Below are 19,264 nucleotides of genomic sequence, written 5' to 3'. Positions count from 1 at the left end.
TGCAACACCGGCGGTCGACCAGGCGAGCGCAGGTTCGCGCGTAGTGACCGATTCGACTTCCGCTTCTTCGCTTTCATCAACACCTCCAATCAGGACGTGTTGCTACGACGAGTTGAATTCACCCAATACTGCTCGGTGGAATACCAGCGCATCCACGCCCGAAACCGCATCACCTGCTCGATGACGGACGGCTATGACTGCTACCAGAACGCGCTGGCCGAGAGGGTCAACGGAATCCTGAAGATGGAATACCTGCTGCAGACTCCAGCCGATCTCAAGCAAGCGAGGCGCATGGTGAGTGAATCCGTGCGCCTGTACAACGAGAAGCGGCCACACCTATCCCTAAAATACGAAACGCCCGATGCCAAGCACCGGGCGTCTCTGGCCGCCCACCGGCGGCCGGCAACAAGTCCCGAACAGGTGTCAACCTAAAGCAGGACGGGTCACTGTCCGGCTCGGCGACATAAAGGAGGAGGCGCGGGCGCGGCGCTCACCCCGGGCCGCGGTTCTCATCCGCGCCGGGGGACAGTCGCGGAGACGGACAGCCCCGTTCTGGTCCGGCAAGAAAGCAACTGCGCGCACCAACGACTCCCCGCATCCACCACCTTCCGAAGCCTCCCGGAGATCGACGAAGAACCCTCCGGCCCCCTCCGCCGTCACGGCACCAAAAGTAGCGTCATTCGATACCCGTGATGCCGCCGCGCGCTGCCGCGGCCGAAATCCCGACGGCGTCGACGAGCCGCTCCCCACACTGCCCCTCGTGTTCAACACCTCCAAGAGGTTCACGATGCAAGTGCTGATCCGACGCGACACCCGTGCCTGGCAACTGCAGGTCTGGGTCTCCTTCCTGCTGGCCGTGTTCCTGTGCGGCGTCGGCCTGGCCTGGCTGCCGGGACGGGACCTGGACCGCGCCTTCATGGTGATGGGCTACTTCTTCTGCCTGTCCGCCGCCTTCGTGCTGGCGAAGTTCGTGCGCGACCAGGACCAGGCGCGGCACGAACGCCGCACGGCCGACACGCCGCTGTTCGCGCTGGTGGTGTGGGGCGGCTTCGGCCTCGCGATGGCGCTCACCGGCTGGGGTCTCGTCCGCATGGAGATCGGCGAGACCTACAAGGCCTTCCTCGCGGTGAGCTGGCTCTACCTGATCACGTGCACCTTCACGCTCGCCAAGACCCTGCGCGACCGGCACAACGCCGACAGCGCCGAAGCCGCCCGGGAGGAATGACATGAAGCGCAGCATCCTGACCCTGGCCCTCGCGGCGGCCGTGGCCGCATCGGCCCAGGCGCACGACCAGCTCTCCGCGCTGAGCGCGCTCTCGGCCCTGCCCGTGGCGTCGGTGGTCGGCGGCGCCAGCGTGGCGGCGGGCGCCGTGGTGGTGCTTCCCGTGGCCCTGTCCACCGCCGGCGCCGTGCTGGTCGTGAAGACGGTGGAAGTGAGCGCGCGCGGCACCGTCTACGTGCTGGAGCGCGCCTCCGACGGCGCCCGCGCCAGCATCGAAGTGAGTGGCCGCGGCATCGAGGCCGGGGCGCTGGCCGTCGGCTCGGCCGTCACCGTGAGCGTGGTCGGCGCCGGCGTGCTGCTGTCGGCCGCCGGCGAGGTGCTGGCCTTCGTCCCCAACGCGCTGGGCGAGGCCTTGCTGTACAACGAGCGCGTGACGCACTGAGGCCGCCATGGACGGCAAGCGACTGCTGGCGGGCCTGGTGCTCCTCGCCGCGTTCACCCTCGCGCCGGCCGCCCGGGCGGGCCGCTCCTGCGAGCCGCGCAAGCCCACCGTGGCGACGGTGGAACAGGGATTGCGGCTGGCCCAGCGCACGCACGAGGCGCTGGAGGCCGCCTACGCGCGCGATGGCGTGCAGCTGGTGCTGCTCGCCCGCGCCGGCCGCGACCTGACGAAGTACGGCCTGCGCTGGTCCCACCTGGGCGTGGCCTTCCGCACCCGGGACGCGTCCGGCCGCCCCGCATGGCGCGTGTTCCACAAGCTCAATTCCTGCGGCAGCGACAGCGCCGACCTGTACCGGCAGGGCCTGGCCGAGTTCTTCCTCGACGACCTGTGGCGCTTCGAGGCCGCCTGGATCGTGCCCACGCCGGAACTGCAGCGCCGGCTGCTCGCCCTGCTGGCGGACGATGCGCGCGCGCAGCGCCTGCACCAGAGGCCTTACAGCATCGTGGCCTACGCCTGGGGCCAGCGCTACCAGCAGTCCAACCAGTGGGTGCTGGAAACCATGGCGCTGGCGCAGGAGCCCGCCGCGACCTCGCGCCTGCGCGCGCAGGCCTGGCTGCAGTTGCAGGGCTACGAACCGAGCGTGCTGCGGCTCGGTCCGCTCACGCGCCTGGGCGGCCGCCTGGCCGCGGCCAACGTCGCCTTCGACGACCATCCGGACGCGAAGCGCTTCAGCGACCGGATCGAAACCGTGACGGTCGATTCGGTGTTCGCCTGGATGCAGCGATCCGGGCTTGGCGGCGCGCCGGTGCGCCTGCCATGATGGCGGAAAAGAAGAGGAGGGATCATGAGCAAGGCACTGCGCCTGTCCGAGAAATGGTTCCGCCGCGGCCTGTGGCTGGTGGCGGTCGTCTTCGCAGGCTTCCTGATCGGCCTGGGCGGCACCCTGGTCGGCGACCTGCCCAAGGTGGAGAAGCCGCTGCGCGTCGAGGATTTCATGGACCGCGCCGCGGGCGAACGCCTGCGCGCCGGCATCGAGCAGTCCGGACGCACGGCACGCGAGGCGCAGGACGCGCTGGAGCAGGCGCGGCTGAAGCGGCGCGTGGCCGAATCCGACACGCAGGCGGCCCGCGAAAGCCTGCAGAACTGGCTGGCCACCCGCCGCGCGACGCAACTGCCGGAACAGGATCCCGAGGTCCTCGCCCGCACGCGGCAGCTCGATGCGCTGAAGCAGGCCGAGCGCGCCGCCCAGGCCGCGGAGCAGCGCCAGGACCAGGCGCTGCTGGACGCGCGCCAGGCCGAGTCGCGCGCCCGGCAGGAGCTGCAGGAGATGGAGCGCGAAGCCGCCCGGAAGATGAACATGGAGGCGCGCCGGGTGGAACTGCGCGTGTTCCTCTACCGGCTGGCGCTCACCCTGCCGTTGCTGGGTGTCGCCGGCTGGCTGCTGCGCACCCGCCGGCACGGCACCTGGTGGCCCTTCGTCTGGGGCTTCGCCCTGTTCGCGCTCTTCACCTTCTTCGTGGAGCTGGTGCCCTACCTCCCCAGCTACGGGGGCTACGTGCGCTACCTCGTGGGGATCGTGGTGACGGTGCTGGTCGGCCGGCAGGCGATCCTGGCGCTGAACCGCTATCTCGAACGGCAGAAGGCGGCGGAGCAGCTACCCGACGCGCAGCGGCGCGAGGAACTGAGCTACGACACGGCGCTCGCGCGCCTGGCCAAGGGCGTGTGCCCGGGCTGCGAGCGCCCGGTCGACCTGCGCGACGAGAAGATCGACTACTGCCCGCACTGCGGCATCGGCCTGTTCGACCGCTGCGGGAGCTGCGCGACGCGCAAGAGCGCGTTCGCGAAGTTCTGCCACAGCTGCGGGGCGTCGGCGGGGAGCGCCGGCGCGGGGCCGTTCACACGCCTCGTGTCCGGTCCCGCCTGAAGGCCAGCGCGAACGCCTCGAAGGTCCCCAGCTCCAGCGCCTCGCGGATCTCCCGCATCAGGTTCAGGTAGAAGTGCAGGTTGTGGATCGAGGCGAGCATGGGGGCCAGCATCTCGCCGCAGCGCTCCAGGTGGTGCAGGTAGGCGCGCGAGAAGCCGCCGCTCGCCGTGCCGTCGGGGCGCGTCGTGCCGCGGCAGGTGTAGCAGGTGCAGGTCTCGTCCAGCGGGCGCTCGTCGCTGCGGTGCCTGGCGTTGCGGATCTTCAGGTCGCCGTAGCGCGTGAACAGGTGGCCGTTGCGCGCATTGCGCGTGGGCATCACGCAGTCGAACATGTCCACGCCCCGCGCCACGCCCTCCACCAGGTCTTCCGGCGTGCCGACGCCCATCAGGTAGCGCGGCTTGTGCGCCGGCAGGCGGTGCGGCGTGTGCGCCATGATGCGCAGCATGTCCTCCTTCGGCTCGCCGACGCTGACGCCGCCGACCGCGTAGCCGGGGAAGTCCATGTCGACCAGCGCGGCGAGCGACTCCTCGCGCAGGTGCTCGTACATGCCGCCTTGCACGATGCCGAACAGGGCGTTGGGATTCTCCAGCCGCGCGAATTCGGCCTGGCAGCGCAGCGCCCAGCGGCGGGACAGCTCCATCGAGTAGCGCGCCTCCGCCTCCGTCGTGATGTGGCCCTGCGTGTCGTAGGGCGTGCACTCGTCGAACTGCATCACGATGTCGGAGTTCAGCGTGGTCTGGATCTGCATCGAGATCTCCGGCGTGAGGAACAGCCGGTCGCCGTTGACCGGCGAGGCGAACTTCACGCCCTCCTCGCTGATCTTGCGCATCTCGCCCAGGCTCCAGACCTGGAAGCCGCCCGAGTCGGTGAGGATCGGCTTGTCCCACTGCTCGAAGCGGTGCAGGCCGCCGAACTGCTGCAGCACGTCGAGGCCGGGGCGCATCCACAGGTGGAAGGTGTTGCCCAGGATGATCTGCGCGCCCATCTCCTCCAGCGAGCGCGGCGTCACGCCCTTGACGGTGCCGTAGGTGCCCACGGGCATGAAGATCGGCGTCTGCACGACGCCGTGGTTGAGGGTGAGGACGCCGCGGCGGGCGTGCCCTTCGGTTTTCAGGAGTTCGAACTTCAGCATCGTCGTGTTCAGGTGCGCGCGAGCAGCATGGCGTCGCCATAGCTGAAGAAGCGGTAGCCGCTTTCGACCGCGTGGCGATAGAGCTGCATGGCGTGCTCGTAGCCGGCGAAGGCGCTCACCAGCATCAGCAGGGTGGACTTGGGGAGGTGGAAATTGGTGAGGAGCAGGTCCACCTGGCGGAACTGGAAGCCCGGGGTGATGAAGATGTCCGTGTCGCCGCTCGCCTGGCCGCTGCGCGCCCAGGATTCCAGCGTGCGGACCGTGGTCGTGCCCACCGCCACCAGGCGGCCGCCGCGCGCGCGCAGTTCGGCGATGGCCTGCTGCGTGGCTTCGGGCACCTGGTACCACTCGCTGTGCATGCGGTGCTGCGCGATGTCCTCCGTCTTCACCGGCTGGAAGGTGCCGGCGCCCACGTGCAGGGTCACGCTGGCGCGCCGCACGCCCCTGGCCTCCAGGGCGGCCAGCACGGCGTCGTCGAAGTGCAGGGCGGCCGTGGGGGCGGCGACGGCGCCCGGGTTCTTGGCGAACACGGTCTGGTAGCGCCGCGCGTCTTCGGCGGTGTCGGCATGGGTGATGTAGGGCGGCAGCGGCACGTGGCCGTGCTGCTCCATCACGCGGTACGGGTCTTCGCTGAAGGCGAAGCGGAACAGCGGACCGTCTTCCCCGGGCCAGCGACCGAGCAGGGTCGCGCCGAAGCCGCCGTCCATGCGCAGTTCGGTGCCCGCGGGCGGCTTCTTGCTCACCCTCATGTGGGCGGCAACCTCGCGGTCGCCGAGGACGCGTTCGACCAGCAGTTCCAGCTTGCCGCCGGTGGGTTTCTCGCCGAACAGGCGGGCCTTGACCACCTGGGTGTCGTTGAACACCAGCAGGTCGCCTTCGCGCAGCAGGTGCGGCAGTTCGCGGAAGACGCGGTCGACAGGGGCGGGTCCCGTGCCATCCAGCAGGCGCGACGCGCTGCGTTCGGCGGCGGGGTGCTGGGCGATCAGTTCCGGGGGGAGGGCGAAGTCGAAATCGCCCAGGGTGAAGTGGCGCATGCGCTTGAGGGCCGGACGGGCCCGTTCCAAGTGGGTGGGGGGAATAGCAGGGCAGAATTGTCCCATGCCGGAAACCAAGGCGCTGTCGGAGCCGCAGAAAGCCCTCGCCAAGCTGGGCCTCGCACGCGACATCGACCTGGCCCTCCACATCCCCCTGCGCTACGAGGACGAGACCCGCATCGTGAAGCTGCGCGATGCGCGCGAGGGCGACACGATCCAGGTCGAGGCCACCGTCGTCGACTGCCAGGTGCAGTACCGGCCGCGGCGCCAGCTGGTGGTGAAGGTGGACGACGGCACCGACACCTGCGTGCTGCGCTTCTTCACCTTCTATCCCTCCCAGCAGAAGTCGCTGGCGGTGGGTACGCAGTTGCGCATCCGGGGCGAGGTGAAGGGCGGCTTCCTCGGCTGGCAGATGGTCCATCCGAGCTGGAAGCAGGCAGGGGGCGACCTGCCGGAGGCCCTGACGCCGGTCTATTCCACGGTGGCCGGACTGCCGCAGCCCTATCTGCGCAAGGCGGTGGCCGGCGGCCTGCAGCGCGCGGACCTGTCGGAGACCATCCCGCCCGACGCGCCGCCGGCCCCCGGCCGTGCCCGCGAATGGACCTTGCTCCAGGCGCTGCAGTTCCTGCACCACCCGGCGCCCGAAGTCTCGATCGTGGCGCTGGAGGACCGCAGCCACCCGGCGTGGCAGCGGCTGAAGGCGGAGGAACTGCTGGCGCAGCAGCTGTCGCAGCTGCAAAGCCGGCGCGAGCACGACCGGCTGCAGGCGCCGGCGCTGCGCGCGGGGGAAGGGGGCTTGCACGAGCAACTGCTCGCCGCGCTGCCCTTCCAGCTCACGCAGGCGCAGCGCCGCGTGTCGGAGGAGATCGCCCAGGGGCTGCGCCGGGAGCGCCCCATGCACCGCCTGCTACAGGGCGACGTCGGCTCCGGCAAGACCGTCGTGGCGGCCCTGGCGGCGGCGATCGCCATCGACGCGGGCTGGCAGTGCGCCCTGATGGCGCCGACCGAGATCCTGGCGGAGCAGCATTTCCGCAAGCTGATCGGCTGGCTGGAGCCGCTGCTGATGCCGCGCGGCCTGCGGGTGGCGTGGCTGACCGGCAGCCAGCGCAAGAAGGAGCGCGGCGAGATGCTGGACCTGGTCGCCAGCGGCGAGGCCGCGCTGGTGGTCGGCACCCATGCCGTGATCCAGGAGCAGGTGCAGTTCAAGGCGCTGGCCCTGGCGATCATCGACGAACAGCATCGCTTCGGCGTGGAGCAGCGGCTGGCGCTGCGGGGGAAGATGCGGGCTGACATGGCACCCTCCCCCTCGAGGGGGAGGGCCGGGGAGGGGGGAACCACGGACGCACAAGGCGAGGTTTCCGCGCAGCGGGAACCTCACCTGCTCATGATGTCCGCCACCCCCATTCCCCGCACGCTCGCCATGAGCTACTACGCGGACCTCGACGTCTCCACCATCGACGAGCTGCCCCCGGGCCGCACGCCCGTGGTCACCAAGCTGATCTCCGACAGCCGCCGCGGCGAGGTCGTCGAACGCATCCGCGCCCAGGTGGCGCAGGGGCGGCAGGTCTACTGGGTCTGTCCCCTCATCGAGGAGAGCGAGACCCTGGATCTCACCAATGCCACCGCCACCCACCAGGACCTGAGCGAGGCGCTCCCGGGCGTCATGGTGGGCCTGCTGCATTCGCGCATGCCGGCGCCGGAGAAGAAGGCGGTGATGGCCCTGTTCACCGGTGGCCAGATGGGGGTACTGGTCTCCACCACGGTCATCGAGGTGGGCGTCGACGTGCCCAATGCCTCGCTGATGGTGATCGAGCACGCCGAGCGCTTCGGCCTGTCCCAGCTGCACCAGCTGCGCGGACGCGTGGGCCGCGGGGCCGCTGCCTCGGCCTGCGTCCTCCTTTATTCGGCCGGCGACCACGGGCGCCTCGGCGACACCGCGCGTGCCCGCCTGAAGGCGATGGCGGAGACCGGCGACGGCTTCGAGATCGCGCGCCGCGACCTGGAGATCCGCGGCCCCGGCGAGTTCCTGGGCGCGCGCCAGTCGGGCGCCCCGCTGCTGCGATTCGCCGACCTCTCGCTGGACACCGCCCTCCTGCAGTGGGCGCGCGAAGTCGCGCCGCTGATGCTCGACCGTCACCCCGAGCTCGCGGAGCATCACGTGAGCCGCTGGTTGGGTGGAAAATCGGAATATCTGAAGGCCTGACCGGAGTCGATAGCCTGCGGCTTGCCCGACGGAAACCAAACCAAGAATGACGCTCACCGAGCTCAAGTACATCGTCGCGGTCGCGCGGGAAAAGCACTTCGGCCGCGCGGCGGAAGCCTGCTTCGTCTCGCAGCCCACCCTCTCCGTCGCCATCAAGAAGCTCGAGGAGGAACTGGAAGTCAAGCTGTTCGAGCGCAGCGCCAACGAGGTGGCGGTGACGCCGCTGGGCGAGGAGATCGTCCGCCAGGCCCAGAGCGTGCTGGAGCAGGCCGCCGCGATCAAGGAGATCGCCAAGCGCGGCAAGGACCCGCTCGCCGGCCCGCTGCGGCTGGGCGTGATCTACACGATCGGCCCCTACCTGCTGCCGGACCTGGTGCGGCAGGCGATCGCCCGCACGCCGCAGATGCCGCTGATGCTGCAGGAGAACTTCACCGTGCGCCTGCTGGAGATGCTGCGCACCGGCGAGATCGACTGCGCGATCATGGCCGAGCCCTTCCCGGACACCGGCCTCGCCATCGCACCGCTGTACGACGAGCCCTTCCTCGCCGCCGTGCCCAGCAACCATCCGCTCGCCGCGACCAAGGCGGTTCGGGCGGAGGAGTTGAAGCAGGAGACCATGCTGCTGCTCGGCACCGGCCACTGCTTCCGCGACCACGTGCTGGAGGTCTGCCCGGAGTTCGCGCGCTTCTCCAGCGATGCGGAAGGCATCCGCAAGAGCTTCGAAGGCTCTTCGCTGGAGACGATCAAGCACATGGTCGCCGCCGGCATGGGCGTGACCCTGGTGCCGCGCCTGTCGGTGCCCAAGGAGGCGTTCTCGACACGGCCGAAGCGGCGCAGCGAGGACCAGGCCTTCGTCAAGTACATCCCCTTCGAGGGCGAACCGCCGAGCCGGCGGGTGGTGCTGGCCTGGCGGCGCAGCTTCACCCGCTACGAGGCGATCGCCGCCCTGCGCAACTCCATCTACGCCTGCGAACTGCCGGGCGTGAAGAGACTGTCATGAGAGATTCCACTTCCCCCAACGCCGACAAGCCCTGGCAGCCGGGCATCCTCGATGCGCCGCCCCCCGTCGCGCGCTACGTGCTGTTCCACCCGGTGAACGCGGGCGTGGACGCTGGCGCGATCCGGGAGGCGCTGGGCCGCCTGTCGCCCCTGGTGGACGGCAGCGACGTCGTGGTCGGCATCGGCCCGTCCCTGGTGCGCAAGCTGGGCGCGCAGGTCCCGGGCCTGCACGAATACCCCGACTTCTCGCGCGCCGACGTGAAGGTGCCCGTGACGCCGGGCACGCTGTGGTGCTGGCTGCGCGGCAGCGACCTCGGCGACCTGCTGCACGTCACGCGCAAGGTGCAGAAGGCGCTGGAGCCCGCCTTCGCCGTGGAGCACGTGCTCGATGCCTTCCTTCACAAGCTGGGCGAGAGCGGCCACGGCCACGACCTCACCGGCTTCGAGGACGGCACCGAGAACCCCACCGGCGAGGAGGCGGAACAGGCCGCCTTCGTGCACGGCGCGGGCGAGGGCCTGGACGGCTCCAGCTTCGTGGCCGTGCAGCAGTGGATCCACGACCTCGACGCCTTCGAGCGCCTGGGCGACGCCGAGCGCGACGCCCACTTCGGCCGCCGCCTGGCCGACAACGAGGAGATCGAGGACGCGCCGCAGACCGCGCACGTGAAGCGCACGGCCCAGGAAAGCTTCGAGCCCGAGGCCTTCCTGCTGCGCCGCTCCATGCCCTGGATGCTGAGCATGCAGGCGGGCCTGATGTTCATCGCCTTCGGCAAGTCGCACCAGGCCTTCGAGCAGCAGATGCGGCGGATGGCGGGGCACGACGACGGCATCGTCGACGCGATGTTCTCGATCTCCCGACCGCTCACCGGCGCGTACTTCTGGTGCCCCCCGATGAAGGACGGCCGGCTGGACCTGCGCCGGCTCGGGCTCTGAATGCTGCGCGAGAAGTTCCCCCTCTACCTCGACCTGATCCGCTGGAACCGTCCGGCGGGTTGGCTGCTGCTGCTGTGGCCCTCGCTCTACGCGCTGTGGATCGCCGCGGGCGGCTTCCCCGGCTGGCACCTCATCGCGGTGTTCACCCTCGGCACCATCCTGATGCGCAGCGCGGGCTGCTGCGTCAACGACGTCGCGGATCGCGAGTTCGACAAGCACGTGAAGCGCACGGCGAAGCGGCCGGTCACCACCGGCGCGGTGTCGGTGCGGGAGGCGCTGGTGCTGGGTGCGGTGCTGGCGCTGCTCGCGTTCGCGCTGGTGCTGACGACCAATGCGGCGGCCATCGCCTGGTCCTTCGCCGCGCTCGCGATCTCGATCGCCTACCCCTACGCGAAGAGGTTCGTGTCGATGCCGCAGGCGGTGCTGGGCGTCGCCTTCAGCTTCGGCATCCCGATGGCTTTCGCGGCGGTGCGGGGCGAGGTGCCCTTGCTGGCCTGGGTGCTGCTGCTGGGCAACCTGTTCTGGGTGCTGGCCTACGACACGGAATACGCGATGGTCGACCGCGACGACGACCTGCGCATCGGGATCAAGACCTCGGCGATCACGCTGGGCCGCGCGGACGTCGCGGTGGTGATGGCCTGCTACGTCGCCGCGATCGCGATCTGGGCGGTGGTGCTGGCGGGTCGGATCCCCGCCTGGACCCTCGCGCTGACCGCGGCGGCCGCCGGCGCGCAGGCCGCGTGGCACTACACGCTGATCCGGGAGCGCTCGCGCGAGGGGTGCTTCCGGGCTTTCCGGGTGAACCACTGGTTCGGGTTCACCTTGTTCGCGGGGACGATCGTGGGCTACGCGCTGGCCTGAGTTTCACTTCCCGAATTCGTCGCCCAGTTCCGCGGCCCGCCTGCAGGCGGCGTGCAGCGCCTGGACGAATTCGGCCTTCACCCCGTCCTGCTCCATCGAGGTGAGCGCCGCATGCGTGGTGCCGCCCTTGGACGTGACCCGCTCGCGCAGCACCTGCAGCGGCTCCTCCGACGCGCGCGCCAGCTCCGAGGCGCCCGCGAAGGTGCCCACCGCCAGCCGCCGCGCCTGGTCCGCATCCAGGCCCATCTCCGCCCCGGCCTGCGTCATCGCCTCGAGGAAATAGAAGACGTAGGCCGGGCCGGACCCCGACAGCGCGGTGACCGCATCGAGCTGCTTCTCGGCATCCACCCACAGGAATTCGCCGGTGGTCGTGATCACCTGCTCGACCCGCGCCTTCTCCTGCGCCGTCACGCCGGCGCGCGCGAACAGCGCCGTCATGCCCTTGCCGACCAGCGCCGGCGTGTTGGGCATGGAGCGCACGATGCGGTCCGTGCCCAGCCAGGCGGCGATGCTGTCGGAGCGGATGCCGGCCGCCACGCTCAGGTGCAGGGCCTGCTGCACGTGCGCGCGGGCCTGGGCCGCGGCGTCCCGGAAGGTCTGCGGCTTCACGGCCCAGACGACCAGTCCGCAGGACGCGAGCGCGGCGCCGGCCTGTTCTTCGGCCTCGACGCCGAACTGCTGGCGCAGCCGCTCGCGCGCGTCCGCGAACGGTTCGACGACGGCGACCTGGGCCGGCGGCAGGCCCTGGCGGATCAACCCGCCGATGATGGCGCTGGCCATGTTGCCGCCGCCGACGAATGCGATGCGCGAGGTGTCCATCATTCCTGTCCCAGGTATTCGAAGGCCGCGAATTGCGTGACCTGCTTGGAGCTGAAATTGTCGTCGCTCACCACCACCAGCGAGCGCCGCCCGCCGGGCAGGCGCGGGCCCCAGCACATGCCTTCGGTGTTGTCGAGGCGGGAGAGGCCGAGCTGGGACAGGTCGGCGACGAAGCGCTTGCCGCAGGCGCGGTAGGCGCCTTCCTGCAGCCGCGGCATCGCCAGCGTGTCGCTGCCCTCCCGCGTGTCGATCTCGTAGATGCGCAGCGACATGCCGACGCCCGCCATGTAGGCGCGCTCCAGCACCAGCATGCGGTCGGCGTCGATCATCAGGATCTCGCTCACGCCGTTGTCCCCCCCGCCTGGCAGCGCGGGCGCCTGCGGGATCGGGTCGGGGATGTAGGCGACCTGGCGCACGGCGCGGCCGCTCGCCACGTCGAAGGCGGTGAAGCGGCAGGGCCCGCCCGGGCGGCCGACCGCGGGCTCGGGGCCGTCCTGGTGCAGCGCCGCCTCCATGCCGACCCAGGCCGTGCGCGCGTCGGGCGACAGCGCGAGACCTTCGAAGGTGAGGTTGGCGCGCGGGCCGCTGCCGGGGCGCCCGAACTGCAGCATGGCGGGCACTTCGAAGTTGCGCACCAGGCTGCCGTCGAGACGCGACTCGCGCAGGGTCGGCGACTGGTTGGCGGGATAGTCGCCCTCGCTGGTCCACAGGATGCCGCGGCGCCCGGGCAGCAGGCGGATCGATTCGGGGTCGACCACCTCGCCTCCGAGCTGGCGCTTGGGGAAGGGCGTGCCGGTGGCCTGGCGCAGCGTGATCGCGTCCAGCACTTCCACGTCGAGGCCGGCCGGGCGCAGGTCGACGCGCAGGGTGTAGAAGCGCGCGGGCTGCAACTCGGAACGGTCGTCGCACATGGCGACCCACAGGCCGGTCGCCGGGTCGTGGTCGATGCCCGAGAGGCCGCCGACGGTGGTGCCCGCCACCTGCAGTCCGTGCGGCAGGATCTTCTCTCCGAGCAGTCGCAATTGCGACAGGCCCTGCGGCGGCGGGGAGGGCGCACGCGTGGCGCAGCCGGTGGCGGCGAGCGCGCAGGCCGCGGCGGCGCCGCGCAGCAGCGTGCGGCGCGACAGGGTGGGAACGGAAGGCAACGGCATGGCGGGCGAGTCCAGGGGTCTGTGCGGCAGAGAAACGGGCCTGCGCCGGGGTCTGGGGGCCCGGCAGGCTAGGCGCATACGATCGCCGCGTACTTTATGTACGCAAGGAGTATGCAACGACGCATGGCGGGCCCCCAGACCCCGGCCCGGAGGGTTGGGCCTGCAAGGGGCCGTCTGCGTCGTTGCCGGAGCGGGTCAAGCCAGCCAGGCTTGACCCGCTCCGGCGCCTAGCATCCCGCCCCTTGCAGACCCAACGCAGGCCCGTTTCTCTGCCGCGCAGACCCCCGGTCCCACGGCCTTGGGTTACGCTGCCGGCCCATGACATACGTTCTCGCCCTGGACCAGGGCACGACGAGTTCGCGCGCGATCGTGTTCGATCGCGCGGGCCGGGTGGCGGCGCTGGCGCAGCGCGAATTCGCGCAGCTGTTCCCGCAGCCGGGATGGGTGGAACACGACGCGCGCGAGATCTGGGCGACGCAGCACGCGGTGGCCCTCGAGGCGCTGGAGCAGGTGGGCGGCCCCTCGCAGGTGGAAGCGATAGGCATCACCAACCAGCGCGAGACGACCGTGCTGTGGGACCGCGCGACCGGCCAGCCCGTGGCCAACGCGATCGTGTGGCAGGACCGGCGCACGGCCCCGCGCTGCGACGAACTGCGGCGCAATGGGCGCGCCGCCACGCGCATCCAGCAGAAGACCGGCCTGGTCATCGATGCGTACTTCTCCGGCACCAAGCTCGAATGGCTGCTGGACCACGTCCCCGGCGCGCGGGCGCGGGCGGAGGCTGGCGAACTCGCCTTCGGTACCATCGACAGCTGGCTGGTGTGGAACCTCACGGGCGGGCGCGTGCATGCGACCGACGCGAGCAATGCCTCGCGCACGCTGCTGCTGGACCTGCACACCCTGGACTGGGACGACGAACTGCTGGAGCTGCTGCGCATCCCCCGCGCGGTGCTGCCCGACGTGCTGCCTTCCAGCGGCGTGCTCGCCGAGACCGAGTCCTCCCTGTTCGGCGCGGCGCTGCCGATCGCGGGCATCGCCGGCGACCAGCAGGCCGCCACCTTCGGCCAGGCCTGCTTCGCGCCCGGCATGGCCAAGAACACCTACGGCACCGGCTGCTTCATGCTGATGAACACCGGCGCCGCGCCCGTGGCGAGCCGCAACCGCCTGCTCACGACGGTGGGCTGGCAGGGGCCCATGGGTCCGCACCGCACCGCCTATTGCCTGGAGGGCAGCGTGTTCGTCGCGGGCGCGACGGTGCAGTGGCTGCGCGACGGCCTGCAGATCCTCCAGTCGGCCCCCGAGGTGGAATCGCTCGCGGCCCAGGTCGACGACACCGGCGACGTGTACCTCGTGCCCGCCTTCGCCGGGCTCGGAACGCCGGACTGGGACGGCTATGCGCGTGGCACCCTGGTGGGCCTCACGCGCGGCACCACGCGTGCGCACATCGCGCGGGCGGCGCTGGAGGCGATCGCGTTGCAGTCGGCCGACGTGTTCGGCGCCATGACGCGCGACGCCCGCATTCCCCTGACCGAACTGCGGGTCGATGGCGGCGCCTCGCGCAACAATCTCCTGATGCAGATGCAGGCCGACTTCCTGGGCGTTCCGGTGGTGCGCCCGCAGGTGACGGAAACGACGGCGCTGGGCGCGGCCTACCTGGCCGGGCTCGCCACCGGCTTCTGGCAGGGCGGCGACGAGATCGCCGCGCAGTGGCAGGCGGACCGCCGCTTCGAGCCGCGCCTGCCGGAGCCGCAGCGGCAGGCCAAGCTGGCGCGCTGGCGTGAAGCGGTGGAGCGCGCGAAGGGCTGGGCCCGGCCGTGACGGAAGGCGTGGCGGCGCCCGCGGCCCCGACCCGACGCGAAGACCTGCTGGAGCGCCTGGCCCGGGGCGGGACCTGGGACCTTGCGGTGGTGGGCGGCGGCGCCACCGGCCTGGGCGTGGCACTGGACGCCGCCTCGCGCGGGCTCGACGTGGTGCTGCTGGAGTCGCACGACTTCGCCAAGGGCACCTCCTCGCGCGCGACCAAGCTGGTACACGGCGGCGTGCGCTACCTCGCGCAAGGCGACATCGGCCTGGTGCGCGAGGCCCTGCACGAACGCACCACGCTGCTGCGCAACGCGCCGCACCTGGCGCAGCCGCTGCCCTTCGTGCTGCCCGCCTACAAGCTGTGGGAGCTGCCGTACTACGGCGCGGGGCTGGTCATGTACGACGCGCTGGCGGGCATCGCCGGCCTCGGGCGCACCGAGTTCCTGGGGCGCGGCAAGACGCTGGCGGCGCTCCCCACCGCCCGGCCCGAGGGCCTCAAGGGCGGGATCCGCTACTGGGACGGCCAGTTCGACGACGCGCGGCTGGCCCTGGCGCTCGCCCGCACCGCGGCGGCCCAGGGGGCCCTGGTCGTCAACTACTGCGAGGTTACGCAGCTGCTGCACGAAGGGGGGCGCGTGGCCGGATTGAGCGCGCGGGATGCGGAGAGCGGGCGGGAGTTCACGGTGCGCGCCCGATGCGTCGTCAACGCCACCGGGGTGTGGGTCGACACGCTGCGCCAGCAGGACGGCAAGGCCATCGGCCGCACCGTCCAGGGCATGGTGGCCCCCAGCCAGGGCGTGCACGTGGTGGTCGACCGCGCGTTCCTGCCCGGCCAGCACGCCCTGATGGTGCCGAAGACCGCCGACGGCCGGGTGCTGTTCGCGGTGCCCTGGCTGGGCAAGCTCATCCTGGGCACGACCGACACCCCGCGCGACGACCTGCCGCGTGAACCCCGGCCGTTCCGGCAGGAGCTGGAATTCATCCTGGGCGAATCGGCGCGCTATCTGGTCCGGGCCCCGGGCCAAGGGGACATCCGCAGCGCCTGGGTGGGGCTGCGACCGCTGGTCAGGCCGGTCCGCAACGGCGATGAGCCGACCAAGTCGCTGAGTCGCGAGCACACGGTGCTGGTCAGCCGGTCCGGACTCGTGACCGTCACCGGCGGGAAATGGACGACCTACCGGGCCATGGCGGAGGACGTGCTGGAACGCTGTTACGAGGCGCACCTGCTGCCGCGCGGCGCCTCGGGCGTGACCGCCAGCTTGCCGCTCGTCGGAGCGCCGCACCGTCGCGAGGCCGCCACACCCTTGAGTGCGCCGCCGGGTCCCCATCTGTATGGCACCGAAGCCGACCAGGTCGCATCCCTGCCCGGGGACCGGCGCGACCTGGGTGGCGGCCTGACGGCGGCCATGGTCCGCTTCGCCGCCCGCCATGAATATGCGCGGACGGTGGAGGACGTGCTGGCCCGGCGGTTCCGGTTGCTGTTCCTTGATGCCCGCATGGCGGGGGACTTGGCGCCCGAGGTGGGCGCGCTGCTGCGGGAGGAAACCGGCCTGGACCCCCAGGTCGCCGCCTTCCGGGAGCTCGCTGCTTCTTATATGCAGTGCGCCGGCGTGTAGGACCCTGTTGACAAATCCTGGTCATCGGTCATAATCGCGGGCTCGCCTCCTTTTGGGGGGTGAGTTGGCTTTTTCCATGTCGCTCCTTGGGGCGGCGTCGCCCACTCGGAACTGACGGGCCTGCGGGTCCTGAGGTGACGGCGGGCCCAAGACTGTCCCGATGCCCTGTTGGATCGTCCCGCAGGGAGTGTTCGGGTCAAGTTGGGAACAAACGAAATGATCCAGACTGAATCTCGGCTCGAAGTCGCCGACAACACCGGCGCGAAGTCCGTTCTTTGCATCAAGGTGCTGGGCGGCTCCAAGCGTCGCTACGCGAGCGTCGGCGACATCATCAAGGTGAGCATCAAGGAAGCCGCGCCGCGCGGCCGCGTCAAGAAGGGCGAGGTCTACAGCGCCGTGGTGGTCCGCACCGCCAAGGGCATCCGCCGTGGCGATGGCTCCCTCATCAAGTTCGACGGCAATGCCGCCGTGCTGCTCAACAACAAGCTGGAGCCCATCGGCACCCGCATCTTCGGCCCGGTCACGCGCGAACTGCGTACCGAGAAGTTCATGAAGATCGTGTCCCTGGCCCCCGAAGTCCTCTAAGGAACCGCCATGAACAAGATCCGCAAGGGTGACCAGGTCATCGTGCTGGCTGGCCGCGACAAGGGCAAGCGCGGCACCGTGGTGCTGCGCAAGGACGACGATCACGTGGTCGTCGAAGGCATCAACCTGGTGAAGAAGCACACCAAGCCGAACCCGCTGAAGGGCACCACCGGCGGCATCGTGGAGAAGGCCATGCCGATCCACCAGTCCAACGTGGCGATCTACAACCCCTCGACCGGCAAGGCCGACCGCGTCGGCATCAAGGTCGACGGCGACACGCGCAAGCGCGTCTTCAAGTCGTCCGGCGAAGAAATCAAGGTGGCCTGAACATGACCGCACGTCTGCAAGATCACTATCGCACCAAGGTCGCCAAGGAGCTGACCGAGAAGTTCGGCTACAAGTCGCCGATGCAGGTGCCGCGCATCACCAAGATCACGCTGAACATGGGCGTGAGCGAGGCCGTCGCCGACAAGAAGGTCATGGAACACGCCGTCGGCGACCTGACCAAGATCGCCGGCCAGAAGCCCGTGGTGACGAAGGCCAAGAAGGCCATCGCCGGCTTCAAGATCCGCGAAGGCCAGGCCATCGGCACGATGGTGACGCTGCGCGGCCAGCGCATGTACGAATTCCTCGACCGCTTCGTCACCGTGGCCCTGCCGCGCGTGCGCGACTTCCGTGGCGTGTCGTCGCGTGCCTTCGACGGCCGCGGCAACTACAACATCGGCGTCAAGGAACAGATCATTTTCCCGGAAATCGAGTACGACAAGGTCGACGCCATCCGCGGCCTGAACATCTCGATCACCACCACGGCGAAGACCGACGAAGAGTGCAAGGCGCTGCTGGCCGGTTTCCGTTTCCCGTTCAAGTCCTGATAGGTGCACTGTGGCAAAAACTGCTTTGATCCAGCGTGAACTGAAGCGTGACAAGCTGGTCGCCCAGTACGCGAAGAAGTACGAAGAACTGAAGTCCATCGCCAACGACGCGAAGAAGAGCGACGACGAGCGCATGACCGCCCGCCTGGCGCTGCAGAAGCTGCCGCGCAACGCGAACCCCACCCGCCAGCGCAATCGCTGCGAACTGACCGGCCGCGCCCGCGGCACGTTCCGCCAGTTCGGCATCACGCGCCACAAGATCCGCGAGATGGCCTTCACCGGCGACATCCCGGGCGTGATCAAGGCCAGCTGGTAAGCAGGCAGGAGAGACAGATATGAGCATGAGTGATCCCATCTCCGACCTGCTGACGCGCATCCGCAACGCGCAGATGGTCTCCAAGGCCACGGTGTCGGTGCCCTCTTCCAAGGTGAAGGTGGCCATCGCCCAGGTGCTGAAGGACGAGGGTTACATCGACGGCTTCCAGGTGAAGACCGAGGGCAACAAGAGCGAGCTCGAGATCGCCCTCAAGTACTACGCCGGCCGTCCCGTGATCGAGCGCATCGAGCGCGTGAGCCGTCCCGGCCTGCGCGTGTACAAGGGCCGCGACGCGATCCCGCAGGTCATGAACGGCCTGGGCGTCGCCATCGTGACCACGCCCAAGGGCGTGATGACCGACCGCAAGGCGCGCGCTACCGGTGTCGGTGGCGAAGTGCTGTGCTACGTCGCCTAAGCGAAGGATAGGAACATGTCCCGAGTCGGAAAAATGCCGGTCGCCGTCCCCCAGGGCGTCGACGTGGCCATCAAGGAAGACCAGATCAGCGTCAAGGGTACGGGCGGCACGCTGCAGCTCGCCACCAACAACCTGGTCAAGGTGAACAACGAGGGCGGCAAGCTGACGTTCGCCCCCGTCGACGAATCGCGTGAAGCCAACGCCATGAGCGGCACCATGCGCCAGCTGGTGAACAACATGGTCCTGGGCGTCACCAAGGGCTTCGAGAAGAAGCTGACGCTGGTGGGCGTGGGCTACCGCGCCGCCGCGCAGGGCAACAAGCTGAACCTGCAGGTCGGCTACTCGCACCCCGTGAACATCGAGATGCCCGCCGGCATCACCGTGGCCACCGCCACCCCGACGGAAATCGTCATCAAGGGTGCCGACCGCCAGCGCGTGGGCCAGCTCGCCGCCGAGATCCGTGCCGTTCGTCCGCCCGAGCCCTACAAGGGCAAGGGCATCCGCTACGCGGACGAAAAGGTCGTGATCAAGGAAACGAAGAAGAAGTAAGGAGCCACTGAAATGTTGAACAAGAAAGAGCAGCGTCTGCGCCGCGCGCGCCAGACCCGCATCCGGATTGCGACGCAGGGCGTGGCCCGCCTGACGGTCAACCGCACGAACCTGCACATCTACGCGCAGCTGATCTCCGACGACGGCGCCAAGGTGCTGGCCACGGCCTCCACCAACGAAGCCGAAGTGCGTTCCGCGCTCGGCGGCGCCGGCAAGGGCGCCACGGTGGCGGCCGCCGCGCAGGTTGGCAAGCGCATCGCCGAGAAGGCCAAGGCCGCCGGTGTCGAGCGCGTCGCCTTCGACCGCGCCGGCTTCGCGTTCCACGGCCGCGTGAAGGCCCTGGCCGAAGCTGCCCGCGAAGCGGGCCTGCAGTTCTAACGGACACGGA

General features: G+C 70.0%; 22 protein-coding genes. 18 read left to right on the top strand and 4 right to left on the bottom strand.

The annotated features are described in order from the left end of the window. From JJ685_RS13355 to JJ685_RS13335, 5 genes are all read left to right on the top strand, one after another. Positions 1–432 (top strand): integrase core domain-containing protein (locus JJ685_RS13355; RefSeq protein WP_236598901.1); only part of this gene is annotated, 432 nt, incomplete at its 5' end. A gap of 355 nt (positions 433–787) precedes the next feature. Next, on the top strand, positions 788–1,225 hold the full coding sequence (locus tag JJ685_RS13350; protein ID WP_201674700.1) for a YiaA/YiaB family inner membrane protein: 438 nt from the start codon (positions 788–790) through the stop codon (positions 1,223–1,225). A 1-nt stretch (position 1,226) separates the two neighbouring features. Beyond that, the gene (locus tag JJ685_RS13345) at positions 1,227–1,664 is read left to right on the top strand and encodes a hypothetical protein (protein WP_201674699.1); all 438 of its coding nucleotides are present in this window, start codon (positions 1,227–1,229) and stop codon (positions 1,662–1,664) included. 7 nt (positions 1,665–1,671) lie between these two features. Next, positions 1,672–2,484 (top strand): DUF2145 domain-containing protein, encoded by an 813-nt coding sequence (locus JJ685_RS13340; protein WP_201674698.1) that lies wholly within the window; start codon positions 1,672–1,674, stop codon positions 2,482–2,484. A 24-nt stretch (positions 2,485–2,508) separates the two neighbouring features. Then, on the top strand, positions 2,509–3,588 hold the full coding sequence (locus JJ685_RS13335) for a zinc ribbon domain-containing protein (protein WP_201674697.1): 1,080 nt from the start codon (positions 2,509–2,511) through the stop codon (positions 3,586–3,588). Here the strand turns inward: JJ685_RS13335 and tgt are convergent. Both tgt and queA read right to left on the bottom strand, forming a co-directional pair. Beyond that, positions 3,560–4,720, bottom strand: a complete 1,161-nt coding sequence (tgt, locus tag JJ685_RS13330) for a tRNA guanosine(34) transglycosylase Tgt (protein WP_201674696.1) — start codon at positions 4,718–4,720, stop codon at positions 3,560–3,562. The two genes, JJ685_RS13335 and tgt, sit on opposite strands and share 29 nt — an antisense overlap. Positions 4,721–4,728: 8 nt before the next feature. Next, positions 4,729–5,754 (bottom strand): tRNA preQ1(34) S-adenosylmethionine ribosyltransferase-isomerase QueA, encoded by a 1,026-nt coding sequence (queA, locus tag JJ685_RS13325; protein WP_201674695.1) that lies wholly within the window; start codon positions 5,752–5,754, stop codon positions 4,729–4,731. A gap of 64 nt (positions 5,755–5,818) precedes the next feature. Between queA and recG the strand changes: the two genes are divergently transcribed. Genes recG through ubiA form a run of 4 tightly spaced genes read left to right on the top strand, consistent with a single transcriptional unit; the run spans position 5,819 to position 10,750 of the window. Beyond that, a complete protein-coding gene (gene recG / locus JJ685_RS13320; protein WP_236598900.1) occupies positions 5,819–7,957 on the top strand; it encodes an ATP-dependent DNA helicase RecG in 2,139 nt (712 codons plus the stop codon). Positions 7,958–8,003: 46 nt separating this feature from the next. Further along, positions 8,004–8,957, top strand: a complete 954-nt coding sequence (locus JJ685_RS13315; protein ID WP_201674693.1) for a LysR substrate-binding domain-containing protein — start codon at positions 8,004–8,006, stop codon at positions 8,955–8,957. Next, positions 8,954–9,889, top strand: a complete 936-nt coding sequence (locus JJ685_RS13310) for a Dyp-type peroxidase (protein WP_201674692.1) — start codon at positions 8,954–8,956, stop codon at positions 9,887–9,889. The genes JJ685_RS13315 and JJ685_RS13310 overlap by 4 nt, the downstream gene beginning before the upstream one ends. Next, positions 9,890–10,750 carry a 4-hydroxybenzoate octaprenyltransferase gene (gene ubiA / locus JJ685_RS13305; RefSeq protein WP_201674691.1) on the top strand — a complete coding sequence of 287 codons (861 nt, stop codon included), beginning with the start codon at positions 9,890–9,892 and terminating at the stop codon, positions 10,748–10,750. 3 nt (positions 10,751–10,753) lie between these two features. Here ubiA and proC read toward each other — a convergent pair whose 3' ends face one another. Both proC and JJ685_RS13295 read right to left on the bottom strand, forming a co-directional pair. Beyond that, positions 10,754–11,569, bottom strand: a complete 816-nt coding sequence (proC, locus tag JJ685_RS13300) for a pyrroline-5-carboxylate reductase (RefSeq protein ID WP_236598899.1) — start codon at positions 11,567–11,569, stop codon at positions 10,754–10,756. Further along, positions 11,569–12,720: an esterase-like activity of phytase family protein gene (locus tag JJ685_RS13295; RefSeq protein WP_201674689.1), complete on the bottom strand. Its 1,152-nt coding sequence runs from the start codon at positions 12,718–12,720 to the stop codon at positions 11,569–11,571. The genes proC and JJ685_RS13295 overlap by 1 nt, the downstream gene beginning before the upstream one ends. A 318-nt stretch (positions 12,721–13,038) precedes the next feature. Here JJ685_RS13295 and glpK point away from each other — a divergent pair, with 318 nt between their 5' ends. The 9 genes from glpK to rplR all read left to right on the top strand — a co-directional run bounded on the left by glpK (position 13,039) and on the right by rplR (position 19,254). Further along, a complete protein-coding gene (gene glpK / locus JJ685_RS13290; protein WP_201674688.1) occupies positions 13,039–14,538 on the top strand; it encodes a glycerol kinase GlpK in 1,500 nt (499 codons plus the stop codon). Then, positions 14,535–16,139 carry a glycerol-3-phosphate dehydrogenase/oxidase gene (locus JJ685_RS13285; protein WP_330901754.1) on the top strand — a complete coding sequence of 535 codons (1,605 nt, stop codon included), beginning with the start codon at positions 14,535–14,537 and terminating at the stop codon, positions 16,137–16,139. Before glpK ends, JJ685_RS13285 begins: the two co-directional genes overlap by 4 nt. A 216-nt stretch (positions 16,140–16,355) precedes the next feature. Beyond that, entirely contained in the window at positions 16,356–16,724 is a 369-nt protein-coding gene (gene rplN, locus JJ685_RS13280) for a 50S ribosomal protein L14 (RefSeq protein ID WP_187075638.1), read from the top strand. Positions 16,725–16,733: 9 nt separating this feature from the next. After that, positions 16,734–17,051, top strand: coding sequence for a 50S ribosomal protein L24 (gene rplX, locus JJ685_RS13275; RefSeq protein ID WP_201674687.1), 318 nt, complete (start codon positions 16,734–16,736; stop codon positions 17,049–17,051). A gap of 2 nt (positions 17,052–17,053) precedes the next feature. Further along, entirely contained in the window at positions 17,054–17,596 is a 543-nt protein-coding gene (gene rplE, locus JJ685_RS13270) for a 50S ribosomal protein L5 (protein WP_201674686.1), read from the top strand. A 10-nt stretch (positions 17,597–17,606) separates the two neighbouring features. Continuing rightward, complete coding sequence (gene rpsN, locus JJ685_RS13265; RefSeq protein WP_201674685.1) at positions 17,607–17,912, top strand: 30S ribosomal protein S14; 306 nt, start codon at positions 17,607–17,609, stop codon at positions 17,910–17,912. Between the two features lie 19 nt (positions 17,913–17,931). After that, positions 17,932–18,327, top strand: a complete 396-nt coding sequence (gene rpsH / locus JJ685_RS13260) for a 30S ribosomal protein S8 (protein WP_201167680.1) — start codon at positions 17,932–17,934, stop codon at positions 18,325–18,327. Positions 18,328–18,342: 15 nt separating this feature from the next. Beyond that, complete coding sequence (gene rplF / locus JJ685_RS13255; protein ID WP_201674684.1) at positions 18,343–18,876, top strand: 50S ribosomal protein L6; 534 nt, start codon at positions 18,343–18,345, stop codon at positions 18,874–18,876. A 12-nt stretch (positions 18,877–18,888) separates the two neighbouring features. Then, on the top strand, positions 18,889–19,254 hold the full coding sequence (gene rplR, locus JJ685_RS13250; protein ID WP_201674683.1) for a 50S ribosomal protein L18: 366 nt from the start codon (positions 18,889–18,891) through the stop codon (positions 19,252–19,254). The last annotated feature ends 10 nt before the right edge of the window (positions 19,255–19,264 follow it).

The sequence above is a fragment of the Ramlibacter monticola genome, assembly GCF_016722785.1.
Lineage (GTDB): Bacteria > Pseudomonadota > Gammaproteobacteria > Burkholderiales > Burkholderiaceae_C > Ramlibacter > Ramlibacter monticola.
Note: the sequence above shows the minus strand (reverse complement) of the source record. Positions and strands in the feature narration are given on the sequence as shown.

Bases quoted from the DNA above. Each gene is read 5' to 3' on its own strand.
- JJ685_RS13350 (WP_201674700.1), top strand. From the start codon at position 788: ATGCAAGTGCTGATCCGACGCGACACCCGTGCCTGGCAACTGCAGGTC.
- JJ685_RS13345 (WP_201674699.1), top strand. From the start codon at position 1,227: ATGAAGCGCAGCATCCTGACCCTGGCCCTCGCGGCGGCCGTGGCCGCA.
- JJ685_RS13340 (WP_201674698.1), top strand. From the start codon at position 1,672: ATGGACGGCAAGCGACTGCTGGCGGGCCTGGTGCTCCTCGCCGCGTTC.
- JJ685_RS13335 (WP_201674697.1), top strand. From the start codon at position 2,509: ATGAGCAAGGCACTGCGCCTGTCCGAGAAATGGTTCCGCCGCGGCCTG.
- tgt (WP_201674696.1), bottom strand. From the start codon at position 4,720: ATGCTGAAGTTCGAACTCCTGAAAACCGAAGGGCACGCCCGCCGCGGC.
- queA (WP_201674695.1), bottom strand. From the start codon at position 5,754: ATGCGCCACTTCACCCTGGGCGATTTCGACTTCGCCCTCCCCCCGGAA.
- recG (WP_236598900.1), top strand. From the start codon at position 5,819: ATGCCGGAAACCAAGGCGCTGTCGGAGCCGCAGAAAGCCCTCGCCAAG.
- JJ685_RS13315 (WP_201674693.1), top strand. From the start codon at position 8,004: ATGACGCTCACCGAGCTCAAGTACATCGTCGCGGTCGCGCGGGAAAAG.
- JJ685_RS13310 (WP_201674692.1), top strand. From the start codon at position 8,954: ATGAGAGATTCCACTTCCCCCAACGCCGACAAGCCCTGGCAGCCGGGC.
- ubiA (WP_201674691.1), top strand. From the start codon at position 9,890: ATGCTGCGCGAGAAGTTCCCCCTCTACCTCGACCTGATCCGCTGGAAC.
- proC (WP_236598899.1), bottom strand. From the start codon at position 11,569: ATGGACACCTCGCGCATCGCATTCGTCGGCGGCGGCAACATGGCCAGC.
- JJ685_RS13295 (WP_201674689.1), bottom strand. From the start codon at position 12,720: ATGCCGTTGCCTTCCGTTCCCACCCTGTCGCGCCGCACGCTGCTGCGC.
- glpK (WP_201674688.1), top strand. From the start codon at position 13,039: ATGACATACGTTCTCGCCCTGGACCAGGGCACGACGAGTTCGCGCGCG.
- rplN (WP_187075638.1), top strand. From the start codon at position 16,356: ATGATCCAGACTGAATCTCGGCTCGAAGTCGCCGACAACACCGGCGCG.
- rplX (WP_201674687.1), top strand. From the start codon at position 16,734: ATGAACAAGATCCGCAAGGGTGACCAGGTCATCGTGCTGGCTGGCCGC.
- rplE (WP_201674686.1), top strand. From the start codon at position 17,054: ATGACCGCACGTCTGCAAGATCACTATCGCACCAAGGTCGCCAAGGAG.
- rpsH (WP_201167680.1), top strand. From the start codon at position 17,932: ATGAGCATGAGTGATCCCATCTCCGACCTGCTGACGCGCATCCGCAAC.
- rplF (WP_201674684.1), top strand. From the start codon at position 18,343: ATGTCCCGAGTCGGAAAAATGCCGGTCGCCGTCCCCCAGGGCGTCGAC.
- rplR (WP_201674683.1), top strand. From the start codon at position 18,889: ATGTTGAACAAGAAAGAGCAGCGTCTGCGCCGCGCGCGCCAGACCCGC.